Genomic DNA, 14,976 nt, shown 5'->3' on the forward strand with positions numbered 1-14,976 from the left:
TGGCCTATCCGCATCCCTAGCAAAACATTTGACCTATAATCACCTTCTCTCACTTTTCTTGGCTTGTTGGGCAGAGAAGGAATGCGTTTGAGCTTTTACCGATTTATTTTTCTGACAGCAATTATTGCCGTGGCGGGTTGGGCTGGGTTGCGCCTAGCCTTACCGCCAGGCTATGCCAGTCCGATTTGGCCGCCGGCCGGCATTGCGCTGGCAGCGGTGTTGCTCTGGGGTAAGAAAATCTGGCCGGCGATAGGGTGCGGCTCGTTCCTGACCAATCTCTCGCAAGGATATGATTTAAGCGGCGAATTAACGCCGCCGACGGTCTTCGTCGCGATGGGCATCGCGATCGGCAGCACATTGCAAGCATTGACCGGTGCTTGGCTGTCGCAACGCTTTCTAGGGACCGGCGTACCGCGTTTGGATAAAGGCAAAAACATTTTTCGGTATGTGTTACTAGTCGGGCCTTTGACTTGCTTGATCGCCGCCACCGTCGGGGTCAGCACCTTGCTTGGATTCGGTGTTTTAACCGATGCCAATGTTTTGGTGGCTTGGTGGAATTGGTGGATAGGCGATTGTCTCGGAGCCATCATTATATCGCCTTTGGTTTTTTGCTGGTTTGCAGAGCCAAGAGCGCTTTGGCGTCCCCGGCTGGTAGGTGTGGCTATGCCGCTGGTAGCCATGTTGGCCGGGCTGATCATTACTTTTCTATTGGTTTTGCGAGCGGAAGACAGTCGGCTGCAACTGCAATTTGACAGCAATGCCGGCGCGGTTAATAAAGCCTTGGCAGACAATTTTTCCGCCGTGTTAAAAGCGTCTTTTTCGCTCAATAGTTTCTTCCAAGCGGCCGGACCGGTAGACCGGGATAAATTCGGCGTTTTTGCCAATGGCGTGCTGGCACAGAATCCGCACATTCAAGCACTGAGCTGGGTATCGCAGATCCCCAGCGAACAGCGGGCGTCTTACGAGCAATCGATCCGCGACGAAGGATATAAAGATTTTACGATCAAGGAACTAGGTGCGGATCGCCAGTTCATCAAGGCTCAGGAGCGTACCGAGTATTTCCCCGTTACCTTTATCGAGCCTTTATCAACCAATAAGCTGGCGCTGGGTTTTGACTTGAATTCCGAGGCCAATCGCCGAGCAGCGCTGACGGAAGCCAGGGCCAGCCAAGCAGTCAGCGTCACCCGGCCTATTCAACTGGTGCAGGACGGGCAAGCCAATCAAGCCCTATTGCTGATGATGCCTGTATACCTGGCTAATGCCAACAGTTCGGAGCCGGCGTTTAGCGGGTTTTTGTCTACAGTGGTGCGTATCGACTCCTTGGTGAAGGCGGCCATGCAAGACTTAAATCTTGACGATATGAACGTGGCGCTACTGTATTACGATGCGGAAAACCAAGCTATACCGTTATACGGAGCGCTGAAAGCATTGACGACCGGTGTTAATGAGTCCAGGCATTCTATCCGTTTTGGCAATCGCTTGTTGGAAGTGATTGTCCAGCCGGAAGCCGTATTCATTGCGACGCATGCCTCCTGGTTACCGTGGCTGGTGTTATTGGGCGGATTGCTGTTTACCATGCTACTAAGCGTGTACTTGTTATCCGCCACCGGCAGGGCGGCTATGGTGGCGGCACTGGTCGATCAGCGCACCGCTCAGCTTGATGCTGCAAACTCAAGTTTAAAGGATGCGTATATTCGTTTGGCGGAAAAAGGCCAAAAGCTCCGCGACTTATACGAGCTGTCGCCCTTAGGCATCGCTTTGCTGGACGTGCACGGCAAATTCGTTGAATTCAATCATGCTTTTCAACGCATGACCGGGTATACGGAAGAAGAACTTCAACGGCTCGATTACATGAGCTTATCCGCCGATAAAGAGCAGAGTTTGGCCGAACAATTAAGTTGGTTAGCCAGAACCGGGCAGTATGGTTCGGACGAAGCGACGTTTATCCATAAAAGAGGGCGGCCGGTATCGTTGCAACTAAGCGGCACCAAAGTCGCCGGAACCGAGGATCAGGATTATATTTGGTTTATTGCCGAAGACGTCACCCAAGCCAAAGCCAATAAAGAAGTGCTACGGCAAAGCGAGTTGAAGTATCGAAAGTTGTTCAACAGCGCTAGCGATGCGGTCATGATGGCCGATAGCAGCGGATTTCTGGATTGTAATCAGGCCACCTTGGATTTATTTGGTTACGACGCTGTGTCCGAGTTCTGTCGCTTGCACCCCGGTAAAGTTTCGCCGCCAAATCAGGCAAACGGCAGGGATTCGGTAGAATTGGCGAACGAGTATATGGCTACGGCGATCAAAAACGGCCACTTGGAATTCGAGTGGCTGCATAAGCGTGCCGACGGTCGTATTTTTCCGGCTTTGGTGACGCTGGCGCGGGTTAGTCTGGACGGCCACCTGGTATTACAAAGCGTGGTGCGCGATCTAAGCGAACAGAAGCGGGTGGAACAGGCCTTGATCGAAGCCAAAGAAACCGCCGAGAGCATGGCGGCCTTCAAATCGGAGTTTCTGGCGAACATGTCCCACGAAATCCGCACGCCGATGAACGCGGTGATCGGGTTGTCGCAGTTGGCATTGAATAAGCCGGTATCCGCTGAGGTAAGGGATTATCTGCAAAAGATTTACAGCAGTTCGGTCAGTTTACTTGGCGTACTCAACGATATTCTCGACTTCTCCAAAATGGAGGCCGGTAAACTGGGACTCGAACAGGTCGAATTCAACCTGAATAACGTGTTGGATAACCTGCATAATCTGTTTGCCCTTTACGCTGCGGAAAAATGCTTGGACATCAAAATAGACGTTGCGCCACACGTACCTTTAAGCTTGGTGGGTGATGCGCTGCGTTTGCAGCAGATTCTCTCCAACCTGGTGGGAAATGCGCTTAAGTTTACTGAGCAAGGCAGTGTCACATTGCAAGTGGCTTTGCTGGAATGGCAGGATGCTCAGGCCAAGCTTCGTTTCAGTGTGATGGATACCGGTATCGGTATTCCCGAAGCGGATCTGCCTAAGTTGTTCCATTCCTTCAGTCAGTTGGATGCGTCGATTACTCGCCGCTTCGGTGGTACAGGCTTGGGCTTGAGCATCAGCCAAAAGTTGTTGCAACTAATGGGTAGCGATTTTCATGTCGAAAGTAAGCCGGGGCAGGGTTCGAATTTTAGTTTTGACTTAATGCTGGGCGTTAGCGCGCAGCAAGCCGACTTGCCGGCGGCGCGGCCGGATAACGACACCCAGGCCGGTGGCTTGTCTAAGACGCTTGCCGAGCAAGGTAGCGCATTGCGGGGCATGCGTATTCTGGTGGCCGAAGACCATGCTATCAATCAGAAAATTTTGCAGGAATTTTTGGCCTTATGCGGGGTTAGTGTCGATCTTGCCGGTAACGGCCGCGACGCCTTGGCCTTGCTGGCAGAGCACGCTTATGATGCAGTGCTGATGGATATTCATATGCCGGTGATGAGCGGTTTGGCCGCTACCGAACAGATCCGCCTTAACCCCGAGTATCAATCGCTACCGATTATCGCGCTGAGTGCTGGCGTGACCCAAGAGGAACGGGACAAATGCCTGGCCAGCGGTATGAACGAGTTTGTGGTCAAGCCGATTCAACCGATGCAGTTGGTTAAGGTGTTGTGCCAGCAGATAGGTCGAAGTTCGGTTGGCGCTTCGGTAAACGGGCCTGTTACAAATGCGCGTGACGTTTCAGCGTTTTGCTTACGAGATTTGCCCGGTTTTGATTTCAGCAACACGCTGGATTTGTTGGATGGCGACGAAAGCTTTTTGAGCGAGTTGCTGGGTAGTTTTAAAAATAGCACCGCAAGCACCTTGATAGCGCTGGATGATTTGCTGGAGAAGCGCGATTTGCAAAAGGCGCGAGACGTGCTGCACGGTTTGAAAGGCGTTGCCGCTAACTTGGGGGCAAATCGTGTGGAGCAGGCCGCGACGAGATTTTGTCTGTCACTCAAGCAGGACAGTTTAAATCCTGCTGACGATGCCGAATTCAAACGGATAATGACCGAAGCACTGACTGCACTGGAACCGTTGGGATAGTCGCTCGACATTGTTCCTGATGGAACAGTGTCTACAGCCGGTCCCAAAACATCGTCTGAGTCCGGTCCAGTTTATCGGTGTAAAATCCGCCGCCATATTGCCTTTAGTTCAAATTCCCGCCAAGGAGAACGCACAATGAACGATCTGGTGTTTTATACCAATCCGCAGTCGCGTGGGCGCATCGCTCACTGGATGCTGGAAGAAATCGGCGAGCCTTACGAAACGGTCTGGTTGGCGTTCGGCGCCGAGATGAAAAATGCCGACTATCTGGCTGTCAATCCAATGGGCAAGGTGCCGGCGCTGAAACACGGCACAGCGTTCGTCACGGAAACTGCCGCCATTTGCGCGTATTTGGCCGACCGTTTTCCGCAGAAAAATCTGCTGCCGGCCGCAAACCATCCCGCGCGGGCCGACTATTTCCGTTGGTTGTTTTTCGCGGCTGGTCCGCTGGAGCAGGCCGTTACCGCCAAAACGCTGGGTTGGCAAGTGCCAGAGGGCAAAAGCGGCTTTGTCGGTTTCGGTAGTTACGAAGCGACCTTAGCCGCCGTCGAAACAGCCCTGCGGCCCGGACCTTACATTTGCGGCGAGCAATTTACCGCCGCGGACGTGTATGTCGGCTCGCAGCTGGGTTGGGGGATGATGTTCGGCAGCATCGAGAAACGTCCGCTGTTCGAGGATTATGTGGCGCGCATCTACGCCCGTCCGGCAGCCCTGCAAGCCATTCGCCTCAACGAAGCGTATTTGCAACAGCGCCAGGCCTGATCGATTGGATAATAGACAGCATCCATCCATGACAGCGTTGCGCACCGAGGCCCCCATTGGCGTATTCGATTCCGGCGTCGGCGGCCTGTCCGTGCTGCGAGCCATCCGTGCGGAATTGCCCATGGAAGACTTGTTGTATGTGGCCGATTCCGGCTACGCGCCCTACGGCGACCGTGACGCGGAGTTTATTGCGGATAGGGCGACAACGATCACCGAGCGGCTGCTGGATGCCGGTGTGAAGGCCATCGTGGTAGCCTGCAACACCGCCACCGTGGTCGCGATCGAAAAACTGCGCGTGTGGTGTCCGGTGCCGGTAGTGGCGATGGAGCCGGCCATCAAGCCTGCGGCGCAAACCACCCAATCCGGAGTGGTCGGCGTACTGGCCACCAGCCGCACGCTGGCTAGCCCAAGCGTCGCCAGGTTGTGCGCGGCCTACGGTAAAGACATTGAAATATTGTTGCAGCCTTGTCCCGGTTTGGTCGAACAAGTTGAAAAAGTCCAATTGCACAGCGATACGACGCGCGAGCTTTTGGTTGGTTACCTGTCGCCGTTGCTGTTGGCCGGTGCCGATACCATCGTATTAGGCTGCACGCATTACCCATTTCTGGCAGAGCTGATTCGGGACATTGTGGGGCCGGATCTGACGATAATCGACCCGGCCACCGCCGTGGCAAAAGAGCTGGTGCGGCGTTTGCAGGGCCATCTTAGGCCTGTTCCGAGTGCGCGAACCGCAGAGGTCCGCTTTTTTTCCAGCACCGCGGTCGAAGAGGCCAGCCCGATCATATCCGCGCTCTGGGGTAGTCCTGTGCTTGTTCAGGCGCTTACTCGGAGCGCTAAGGGCAAGCAGATCGGTTCGGCAGCTTTGGGTTAGTGTCCGCCGGATTTTTAACAAACCGTTCGAGCCGGTTTTCTTCCATTTGCAGGCCACCATGAACGATAAACACACTCCAATAGCCGTGTCGGCGGCAGATGTCGAGCCACGCACCACCTCGCTGTATCCGGAACCGTTTGCCTCGCGCATGACGGGACGGGAGAAGCGCCGCCTTGGCGATTTATTTGATCTGGCAAACTTCGGCGTCAATCTAAGCACGCTAGCACCCGGCGCCAGATCGGCGTTGCGGCACAGCCATTCGCGGCAAGACGAGTTTATTTATATATTGCAAGGCCATCCGACATTGGTGACGGATGCAGGCGAAACCCAGCTGGCGCCGGGTATGTGCGCGGGATTTAAAGCCGGCACCGGTAATGCGCACCAGTTGCTGAACCGCTCGAACGCAGAGGTACAGTATCTGGAAGTTGGCGACAGGACGGCCGGAGACGCAGTCATTTACCCGGACGACGATTTGCAAGCGATGTCAGTCGACGGGAGCTGGCGTTTTGCCCATAAAGACGGCGAGCCATACTAAAAAACGGGAGTCTGCATGCCACACGTATTAATCATCCATGAGGTCGCCGACTATCCGGCCTGGAAGCAGATTTTCGATCAGGCCGCCGAGATCAGAAAACGCGCCGGAGAAATCAGCTACCAACTGCTGCGCTACGACGACGATGCCAATAATATCGTGCATTTTTCTGCCTGGACCTCGCTGGATAATGCCCGGCGCTTTTTCGAATCCCCCGAGTTGGTGGAAATCAGGGAGCAGGCTGGGGTAAAAGCCCCGGAATTTATCTATTTGCAAGAGATAGAGCGGGGCGTGCTTTAATCGCGGCATTGCTCAACGCTTCCTGCACAACCGTTGCTGGTGCTTATTTGCTTCCGCTGGTGAGCTGCTTCAGCATTCCCTAATCTATCTTATCGGCCTCTTGGTAGAGGCTTAATCATCCTGAGTTACACAAAAGTACTTTTGATACATGCGGTATCTAAGCTGCTCCTTCACAAGCGATGGGCAGAAAATGTTCATGCAGACGGCTATACACAATCAGTTTCCCCCGCCTTTAATTCCCTTTGACCATCGATTCCGCGCAGGCGGTAGCCCAGTTGCCGGCATAGATTTACTGCTCGGTCTGACGGCTTCCGTTTAAGCGGATGCAACCCGATTTAAGGGCCAAATTGATAAATCAGTGTTTTCGCTCAGGGTGTGCGGAATATGCCGTAAAAGCCATAACAAAGTTACGGTTAAGTCGGCACAAAAATAGTGGTCACTAATTTGTAATCAATGGCTTACAAGGTGATCAGGCGGGTGGCACGTATTTTGATGTCTTTAAATTAGAGAATTCCAATATTCTCAAAGACGACTATGTGACCTGTGCAGACAAAAGCGACTGTCGTCAATCGCCAACCCCGTGGCGAAGCGGGTTCGGAAACTTACGGAGCTTGCGACAAAGCAAGCTGGCCGAGCTGCTCCAAGGTGATAGGGGGCTGCGGCATATGCCGCATATCACAGACATCCTTAATTATTTTCAATGGAACACTTTATGACAAGACATTTTCAATTGACAGCCATCGCCGTTTTGCTGGGCGTAAGCGGTATCGCACAAGCGGCATTAACTGTGACCAGCGGACCAGTCAGTTTTAGCGGCTCCGCGTCGGTCACGGCAACCGGGGGACAGGTAGCTTCCACAACCAATTCCAACAACGGCGCGACTATCGCCAATGTCGCGCTTGGTCAGTTTGACGTAGCGAACGGCGTACTTACCGGCGTTGATATACAACTTACATCCAATCGCACCCAGACCATCAACGGCTCGGGTAACAAGAATAATGGTCCAGGTAGAACCGTTAACGGCAGCGGCACCAGCAATGCCTTGATGTCCGCGGCAGGCGTTAGCGCGGCTTTCGTCCCCAATTTGACTCAAGCCGGCTCCGGTTGTGCCTTAGCGCACGGTCCAACCGGTCCAGTCAATTGCAGTTGGGGGCCGAATACCGCAGCAGCTGCCACAACCGATACGACGGTTGGTGCAGACGACCAAAATCTTAAGGATTATGTAGGTGGCGGCTCTGTCAATGCTTCATTGAGCTTACCCACCTTATCCGCCACCACAACCATGTCATCGACCGCTGGGCAGCCAGGCAGCGGTTCATCTGCTACCTACAAAGTTGACTGGGCCGGCTCTTTGCAAGCCAACTACAGCTATTTGCTGCATTCGCTAGCTTCTTTCGACGCCAGTTCTGCCAACAATACGCTAACCCTGGACTTTGGCACGGTCGCGCAAAACACTGGTCCTACTCTGAGTTTTAGCTTGTTCAATCTCGCCGATGCTGACCGGATCGGTCTGGACTTGGATAGCGTCAGCGGCAGTGGCGATACCGGGGCCTTGACCACGAATCTGACGGCGTTTAACGATCTGGCACAGGGTTCAAGTGTGGCATTCATAGCCAATTTGCTGACTTCGACCACTGGCGTCTTCAGCGCTCAGTATCTAATCAATCTGTCCGATGCCGATTTCGGTGCCAGCAGCACCAGACAAAATCATCAGCTGACGTTAAATCTGGTTGGCAATGTGGTTGGTAATGTCGCTGCGGTTCCCGTTCCCGGCGCGGTTTGGTTGTTCGGCAGTGCCATGTTGGGCTTAGTGGGATTGCAAAAACGTAAGCGCTTAGCGTAGAGCAAGACGATACAAGGTCTCCGGCTAAAAACGCGGAGATCACTTAGTCAACTGACATCAAGGCAATAAAATGAAAATAATCAAAATACTGTTGTTGGGCTGTGCCATTATGCCGGCCGCGCACGCCAATCTAGTGAGCAATGGCGGGTTTGAACAGCCGGGCACGCTCGCGGCGGCTCCCGGTTATCAATACTTGCCTAACAATGACTCCAGCGTCACCGGCTGGACGTCTATTAGCGACAATCTTGGTGAAGAGTCTTATCTGATGAACATCAATCGCTCGAACAATAGCTACATTCCGCGTGTTTATCAGGGTACTTATGGTTTGGCGCTGAATAACAATAACGCCATACAAACCAGTGTGGCACTGACTGCCGGCATTACTTACGATCTGTCTTTCGCCGCCAAAGCAAATACTGCAGGCGCATCGCCGCTGGAAGTGAGTATTGGCGGTTTCAGCACTTCGTTTGCAAATACCACAGCGTTCACCATCTTCCAATATCAATTTACCGCCTCGGCTACGGATCAAGGCGCAACATTAAAGTTTTTTAATCCATTAGCGGCTGGCGGAAATCGTATCTGGAATCTGGATGCGGTGTCTCTTCAACCCGCGCCAGTGCCGTTGCCTGCCGCCACTTGGTCATTCCTGACCGGCTTTATGGGTTTGCTGGCACTGGGTAAACGTAAACGCTCCGCCTTGTAAGCTGATTTGACAGAGGCTTTTCAACAGATTGTGCAAGGATGCTGCGGGCAAATTTGACGCGAGATAATTCATGAAAACTATAAAAACCATCATGTTGTTACTGGCGGCGGTGTTCCCGCTGCCATCGGCAATAGCCGCCAATTTGCTCGGCAACGGCGGCTTCGAAAGTCCGGGGACAGTGACGACCTATAAGTTCCTCAGTAACAATGACACTACCAGCGTCACCGGCTGGACGGCGATAGATGACGCCATTGGCGAAAGGCCGTATCTGATGTACAAGAATCGGGCCGGCGGCAACTATACCAACCGGGTGTTTGAAGGCTTGTATGCCTTGGCGATCAACCAGGGTTCCGGCATCAAAACCACATTTCCGGTCACGGCCGGCGTAACCTACACCTTGTCGTTTCAGGTTCGCAAAGGTACAACGGCCGGATACACGCCGCTGGAAGTATCGATTGCCGGTTTCAATACCACCTTCGCCAGCGTGACCGGTAGTTTCCAGCTGTTGACGTATACCTTTACTGCCAGCACCACAAATCCTGCGGCGGAACTGCGGTTTTTCAATAGTGCGCCGACGCCCGATTACAAGACCTACGACATCGATGCGGTGGTAGTGGAAGAAGGAACCGGACCGACCACACCACCCAATCCCTTCGTCGGCCTACCTGCCGATGCGGGCGATCCGGCATTTATCACCAGCCATTTCTCCGGCTCGCAGAATTGCGCGATGTGCCACAACGGTATAGTCGACAATCAAAGTAAAGACGTTTCCATCGTCACCGATTGGTCGTCGACGATGATGGCCAATTCATCGAGAGATCCGTTCTGGCGTGCGAAGGTGCGTAGCGAGATGTCTCGCCACCCCGAACTGCAAACAGTCATCAACGATAAATGCAGCAAATGCCACGCACCGATGGCCAACGCTCAAGCCAAAAAAGACGGTAGCAGCGCCAGCCAAACCATTTTCGACGGCGGTATTCTCGACGTCGGCCACGCCAAACACGATGCGGCGATGGACGGTGTGAGTTGTACCTTGTGCCATCAGATTCCAGCTACGCCGGCCTTGGGCACGCTGGCAACCATGTCCGGCAATTACGCCATCAACGATAGCAAAACCATCTACGGGCCTTATGGCGGTCCCGGCGATACCGCGCTATTCACGATGCCGATGATAATGCATACCGGCTATACGCCTACCTATGGCGCGCAGATCAAGGAGTCCAAGTTATGCGCATCCTGCCACAACCTGAAGACACCTTACGTCGATCAAAACGGCACTATCTTGAGCACCACGCCGGAAAGCGAATTCCCCGAGCAAACGCCATACATGGAGTGGGAACAAAGCAGCTATGTCGGTCAAAAAAGTTGCCAAGGCTGCCATATGAGCCGTACCGATGGCGTGAAAATTTCGACCATGGGTATGTCCGGTTTACGCAACAATTTTGCGATTCACGATCTGGTGGGCGCCAATAAGTTGATGCTAGATATTCTCAGCAACAATAAAAACCAATTGGGCGTGTTATCCAATAATTTCGCCGAAACCTTAAGCAAAACCGACGCGATGTTGAAAAGCGCGGCGACGGTGACGGTTGCCGAGCAGCGCTCAACCCCTAATGCGCTGGACTTTACCTTGCAGATTAACAGCACTACCGGACACAAGCTGCCAACCAGCTATCCGTCGCGGCGAGCTGTCGTGCATGTCGTGGTGACCAACGCGCAGAATCAAATCGTTTGGGAGTCCGGAAAAGTCAGGGCCGACGGCAGTATTGTCGGGGTTGATGCCGACGAAAACGGCGCCAACTTTGAGCCGCATTACGATCAAATCACTGCTGACGATCAGGTGCAAGTTTACGAAGCGATCATGGGCAACGACCAAGGCGAAGTGACCTACACCTTGTTACGAGGTAAGGAGTATTTGAAAGATAACCGCATTCTGCCACCCGGTTTTAATAAAACCAGTGCGCCCGCCGATGTGCGGGTCGCCGGTTCCGCAGCGTCCGACAGCAACTTCATCGGCGGTAGCGATCAGATCAGCTACCAAATCGGCGGTCTGCCGGTGGGTAACTATACGGTCAAGGCTGAGCTGGTTTATCAAACCCTGTCGCATGCCTATGCCGAGGATTTGTTCAGCGACACGGCCACGCCGGAAGTCGCGGACTTTAAAACCATGTTCGATGCCTCCTCGCAAAAGTCCAGCGTAATAGCCAGTGCTGAGTTCGCCGGCACGGTCGCTGCACCGCCAGCGCCGGATTCCGACGGCGACGGCGTGTCCGACAATCTGGATAACTGCAAACTGGTCGTCAACGCCAATCAGCGAAATACCGACGGCGATAGTTTCGGCAATATCTGCGATCCGGACTTCAACCAGAACAACGTCGTCGATCCGGCCGATTTGTCCAGGCTGAAATCCAAGCTCGGCACGGTGTCGGCAAATGAAGACTTAAACGGCAATGGGGTCGTCGATTCCGCCGACTTGAGTCTGTTGAAAACCTATTTGGGTAAAGCACCCGGACCAACCGGTATCGCGCCCTAAGTTTCGCGGGGGGGGCTCGTTTAAAGCCCCCCCGCGAGCACGGTCAATCTCGTTTACTTTTAATTGAATGGAGCATTACATGAAACATCCTGTTTTACTTATCGGCGCGCTAGCCGCGACACTACTAACGGCCGCGCCGGTTTCGGCCACCGTTATCGCCACCAGCGTAGTAAAATTCAGCCAGGGCGAGAATATTAACGTTTCAGCCGGCGATACCTTTACCGTGGACCTAATCGGTGAAAACTTTCCGGATGGCCCCGACGGCGCGGCGTTTTCCTTGTCTTGGAATCCTGGTGTATTGAGTTATGTGGGCACTGCAATTGCCAATCCGCCGTGGGATGCAAGTTTTATCAGCGACGGCAACGCCGGCACTGGTCTCATCGACTACGTCTTTCTGGGCAAGAGTGTAGGAAATGCCGGTACTAATTTTGCTTTGGCGTCTTTCACTTTCAACGTGGTGGGTAACCAAGGTGAATCCAGTGCGCTGAGTTTGAACATTGACTCCTTCAATGTTGGTTTCGTCAGCCCGGGTGCGCTGCCGATCAATACCAGCTTTATCGGCAGTCAAGTTCAGGTTGTGCCTGTTCCGGCCGCAGTTTGGATGTTTGCTACCGGCTTGGCTGGGCTGATGGGCTCCAGCAATCTGCGCAAGAAACAGGGTTTAACCGTATAAATCTATTTCCCCCGGCCAGCTGAGCCGGGGCATTTCCAAGCACCGTTACTCTACTAACCGCAAGACTTGCGGGTTTCTTAATGGCAGAGTAGTCGCCAACTGAGGCAGTAAAATCACACTGCATTGATTTGCACAACCCCCTTTTTTGAGTTGGTCGTAGCGGGTTGCGTAACCCTAGCGCGGCATGAATGAACCAAGCAAGGCCGGAGACGATAATGCAGCGCGGCGCTATATGTTAAAAAAGGCGGTTTGGCATTTTGGATTATTACCCAGCCCTTCAATATCGTCGCTCCCGCGCAGGCGAGAGTCCAGTTGCTACAATGGATTCGCTGCGCGGTCTAACGGCTCCCGCTTTTGCGGGAATGATGGCTATAGGGAGTTTAAGGGCCGAGTTAATAATGAGCGATGACATGCGCAGGTATTGCCGTTTGCCGGGAGAACAGTGAATGAACGCATCAATAACTACGCCATGTATTGCCGCTGACCAAGGCGGCGGTTGAAATGGATGGGCAAGCTCAATGAAACCGCAAATCAGCATCATCATGCCGGTGATCAACGAAGCGGCGCAGCTTGCGGACAAATTGCAAGCCTTGAAGGCACTGAGATCGCGCTGCGAATTATTGGTGGTCGATGGCGGCAGTCGTGATGCCAGCCCGCTTATAGCGAAGCCTTTGGTCGATCAGATTTTGCCCAGTCAGCCTGGCCGGGCCAGGCAGATGAACCTGGGGGCGCAACAAGCCCAAGCCGACGTGTTGCTGTTTTTGCATGCCGATACCCGGCTGCCGGATCAGGCTATCGCTTTAATTTTGTCTGCGGTCGCGCAAGGCTGGTCGTGGGGGCGTTTTGATGTGCAATTCGACAGCCCAAAAGCCATTTTTAAATTGATCGCCGGCATGATGAACGCGCGCTCCCGCTTGACCGGTATTGCTACCGGCGATCAGGCCATCTTCATTACTCGTCAGGCATTTCGAGCCGTGGGCGGTTTTCCGGAGATTGCCTTGATGGAAGATATTGCCATCAGTGCGGCGCTGAACAAGCTAGGTAAACCTTGCTGTTTAAGGGCTAGGGTCGTTACTGCCGCGCGGCGTTGGCAAGAACACGGTATCCTCAGAACGATCTTATTGATGTGGTGTTTGCGGCTGCGGTATTTTTTCGGAGCCCATCCGGATGAACTGGCAGCGCGGTATTATCGGAGGCAGTGATGGAAGCAATGGTGCGCTTGGGCGTGTTTTTGGGGATATTTTTGCTAATGGCGGCTTGGGAGTGGCTGCGGCCCAAGCGGCGATTGGCGGCAACGCGCCGCCGCCGTTGGCCGGTCAATTTGGGTTTGGCGATTCTGAATGTCGGTGTGATGCGGCTCAGCATCGGTGCCGCGGCTTGGCTGGCGGCGAACTGGGCTGCCGAGCAACAAATCGGCGTATTCAATTTGCTGTCGGTGCCGAATTGGCTGTCGATAACGCTGAGCCTGTTGCTGCTGGATCTTGCCATTTACGCCCAACATATCGCCGCCCATCGCTGGCGCTGGTTTTGGCGGCTGCATCAGGTACACCATAGCGATATGGATTTCGATACGACGACTGCCGTGCGCTTTCATCCCCTGGAAATCATGCTGTCCATGCTTTACAAGGTCGCGCTGGTGCTGTTACTCGGGGTCGATCCGCTCGCGGTGATCGCTTTTGAAGTGATATTGAACGGTTGCGCGTTATTCAATCACGGTAATGTCGGCTTGCCGCCTGCGCTGGAGCGCGGCTTGCGCTTTTTGATAGTGACACCAGACATGCATCGCATTCATCACTCCGCGTTTCAATCGGAAACCGACAGCAACTACGGCTTCTCGCTGTCATGCTGGGATAGATTGTTCAAAACCTATTGTCCACAAGCGCGCGAAGCACAGACTGCCATGATGAAAGGTTTGTCCTAGTATCGCGATAGTGCGCAGTTGGGCTTTGTCGGCCTGTTGGCGCTGCCGTTTCGCCGTCTACGCAGTCGATAAGCCCAGTTAAACCGGCTTGCGGTTTGGCTTATTGGGTTGTTTCCTGTTAGCGATTAATCAATGTGTTTTTAGTGTCATTGTTAATTAATGTCGGCGGGCATATAGTCTAAATGCCTTAATTACTTCGGGAAGCGACCATGAAACGCTTACATAAAGACATTTTGACCGGGCTGGTGTTTGTGACCGGCGTTATCGAGTTTATTTCTGGCGATTTTATTGTTTCCTCGGCCTTGTTCGCGGCGACTACTTTTGCCAGTACTATGGGTTCGAGCCGCAAAAAACCGTAGGACTGGATTGTTCTGCGGCGTGAGATGTATTGATAAATGCTTTCAGCGTTAGGTTTTCTGGGTAAGATTGGATTATCCGCGCCGCTTGCATAAGCAATGTTTTACAATATTGCGATGCAATTAAACTTTGACCGGCTACGGTAAATGGCTGACGCGAAAACTTATCTGAATGTACCCTATGCCGAAAAGGATGCGGCGAAAGCGCTTGGCGCCAGGTGGGATGCGGCTGTCAAGAAATGGTATGTCCCCGCCAATAAAGACGTGGCGCTGTTTGCCAAATGGCAGATGGAGTCCGAGATTGGACAATTGCCCGGCGGCGAGGCGAAAAGTTCAAAAGCCGACAGTGTCGTCGGCGGTACAACCCGGTCAAGCGATAAAAACTTTGTAGCCTATGACGGAGACGAGCCGCCATGGGATTGAACCAAGCGGTGCGCG

13 protein-coding genes are annotated in these 14,976 nt (G+C 53.5%); all 13 read left to right on the forward strand.

Annotation, left to right across the window (positions count from 1 at the left end):
- Positions 1 to 81 precede the first annotated feature (81 nt).
- The gene (locus CWO84_RS00505; RefSeq protein WP_101051470.1) at positions 82 to 4,044 is read left to right on the forward strand and encodes a CHASE domain-containing protein; all 3,963 of its coding nucleotides are present in this window, start codon (positions 82 to 84) and stop codon (positions 4,042 to 4,044) included.
- Positions 4,045 to 4,179: 135 nt separating this feature from the next.
- Positions 4,180 to 4,806: a glutathione S-transferase family protein gene (locus tag CWO84_RS00510; protein ID WP_101051471.1), complete on the forward strand. Its 627-nt coding sequence runs from the start codon at positions 4,180 to 4,182 to the stop codon at positions 4,804 to 4,806.
- 28 nt (positions 4,807 to 4,834) lie between these two features.
- A complete protein-coding gene (gene murI, locus CWO84_RS00515) occupies positions 4,835 to 5,677 on the forward strand; it encodes a glutamate racemase (protein WP_101051472.1) in 843 nt (280 codons plus the stop codon).
- A gap of 58 nt (positions 5,678 to 5,735) precedes the next feature.
- Complete coding sequence (locus tag CWO84_RS00520) at positions 5,736 to 6,212, forward strand: cupin domain-containing protein (protein ID WP_101051473.1); 477 nt, start codon at positions 5,736 to 5,738, stop codon at positions 6,210 to 6,212.
- 15 nt (positions 6,213 to 6,227) lie between these two features.
- Positions 6,228 to 6,509, forward strand: a complete 282-nt coding sequence (locus CWO84_RS00525) for an antibiotic biosynthesis monooxygenase (protein WP_101051474.1) — start codon at positions 6,228 to 6,230, stop codon at positions 6,507 to 6,509.
- Between the two features lie 712 nt (positions 6,510 to 7,221).
- Positions 7,222 to 8,352 (forward strand): hypothetical protein, encoded by a 1,131-nt coding sequence (locus tag CWO84_RS00530; RefSeq protein ID WP_033158571.1) that lies wholly within the window; start codon positions 7,222 to 7,224, stop codon positions 8,350 to 8,352.
- 70 nt (positions 8,353 to 8,422) lie between these two features.
- Complete coding sequence (locus CWO84_RS00535) at positions 8,423 to 9,055, forward strand: DUF642 domain-containing protein (RefSeq protein ID WP_033158572.1); 633 nt, start codon at positions 8,423 to 8,425, stop codon at positions 9,053 to 9,055.
- A 70-nt stretch (positions 9,056 to 9,125) separates the two neighbouring features.
- Positions 9,126 to 11,588, forward strand: a complete 2,463-nt coding sequence (locus tag CWO84_RS00540; RefSeq protein ID WP_051670347.1) for a dockerin type I domain-containing protein — start codon at positions 9,126 to 9,128, stop codon at positions 11,586 to 11,588.
- A gap of 79 nt (positions 11,589 to 11,667) precedes the next feature.
- Entirely contained in the window at positions 11,668 to 12,261 is a 594-nt protein-coding gene (locus CWO84_RS00545; RefSeq protein WP_033158573.1) for a cohesin domain-containing protein, read from the forward strand.
- A gap of 518 nt (positions 12,262 to 12,779) precedes the next feature.
- A complete protein-coding gene (locus tag CWO84_RS00550; RefSeq protein ID WP_033158574.1) occupies positions 12,780 to 13,463 on the forward strand; it encodes a TIGR04283 family arsenosugar biosynthesis glycosyltransferase in 684 nt (227 codons plus the stop codon).
- Complete coding sequence (locus CWO84_RS00555) at positions 13,463 to 14,182, forward strand: sterol desaturase family protein (RefSeq protein ID WP_240617925.1); 720 nt, start codon at positions 13,463 to 13,465, stop codon at positions 14,180 to 14,182. Before CWO84_RS00550 ends, CWO84_RS00555 begins: the two co-directional genes overlap by 1 nt.
- A gap of 209 nt (positions 14,183 to 14,391) precedes the next feature.
- The gene (locus CWO84_RS24245) at positions 14,392 to 14,541 is read left to right on the forward strand and encodes a hypothetical protein (RefSeq protein WP_165385908.1); all 150 of its coding nucleotides are present in this window, start codon (positions 14,392 to 14,394) and stop codon (positions 14,539 to 14,541) included.
- 144 nt (positions 14,542 to 14,685) lie between these two features.
- Complete coding sequence (locus CWO84_RS00560; protein ID WP_033158575.1) at positions 14,686 to 14,961, forward strand: DUF5710 domain-containing protein; 276 nt, start codon at positions 14,686 to 14,688, stop codon at positions 14,959 to 14,961.
- Positions 14,962 to 14,976: the final 15 nt, after the last annotated feature.

This window comes from Methylomonas sp. Kb3 (genome assembly GCF_002834115.1).
In the GTDB taxonomy this organism is placed as follows: domain Bacteria; phylum Pseudomonadota; class Gammaproteobacteria; order Methylococcales; family Methylomonadaceae; genus Methylomonas; species Methylomonas defluvii.

What these genes read in the sequence shown, in the direction of transcription:
- CWO84_RS00505 (WP_101051470.1), top strand. Translation starts at nt 82, where the DNA reads ATGCGTTTGAGCTTTTACCGATTTATTTTTCTGACAGCAATTATTGCC.
- CWO84_RS00510 (WP_101051471.1), top strand. Translation starts at nt 4,180, where the DNA reads ATGAACGATCTGGTGTTTTATACCAATCCGCAGTCGCGTGGGCGCATC.
- murI (WP_101051472.1), top strand. Translation starts at nt 4,835, where the DNA reads ATGACAGCGTTGCGCACCGAGGCCCCCATTGGCGTATTCGATTCCGGC.
- CWO84_RS00520 (WP_101051473.1), top strand. Translation starts at nt 5,736, where the DNA reads ATGAACGATAAACACACTCCAATAGCCGTGTCGGCGGCAGATGTCGAG.
- CWO84_RS00525 (WP_101051474.1), top strand. Translation starts at nt 6,228, where the DNA reads ATGCCACACGTATTAATCATCCATGAGGTCGCCGACTATCCGGCCTGG.
- CWO84_RS00530 (WP_033158571.1), top strand. Translation starts at nt 7,222, where the DNA reads ATGACAAGACATTTTCAATTGACAGCCATCGCCGTTTTGCTGGGCGTA.
- CWO84_RS00535 (WP_033158572.1), top strand. Translation starts at nt 8,423, where the DNA reads ATGAAAATAATCAAAATACTGTTGTTGGGCTGTGCCATTATGCCGGCC.
- CWO84_RS00540 (WP_051670347.1), top strand. Translation starts at nt 9,126, where the DNA reads ATGAAAACTATAAAAACCATCATGTTGTTACTGGCGGCGGTGTTCCCG.
- CWO84_RS00545 (WP_033158573.1), top strand. Translation starts at nt 11,668, where the DNA reads ATGAAACATCCTGTTTTACTTATCGGCGCGCTAGCCGCGACACTACTA.
- CWO84_RS00550 (WP_033158574.1), top strand. Translation starts at nt 12,780, where the DNA reads ATGAAACCGCAAATCAGCATCATCATGCCGGTGATCAACGAAGCGGCG.
- CWO84_RS00555 (WP_240617925.1), top strand. Translation starts at nt 13,463, where the DNA reads ATGGAAGCAATGGTGCGCTTGGGCGTGTTTTTGGGGATATTTTTGCTA.
- CWO84_RS24245 (WP_165385908.1), top strand. Translation starts at nt 14,392, where the DNA reads ATGAAACGCTTACATAAAGACATTTTGACCGGGCTGGTGTTTGTGACC.
- CWO84_RS00560 (WP_033158575.1), top strand. Translation starts at nt 14,686, where the DNA reads ATGGCTGACGCGAAAACTTATCTGAATGTACCCTATGCCGAAAAGGAT.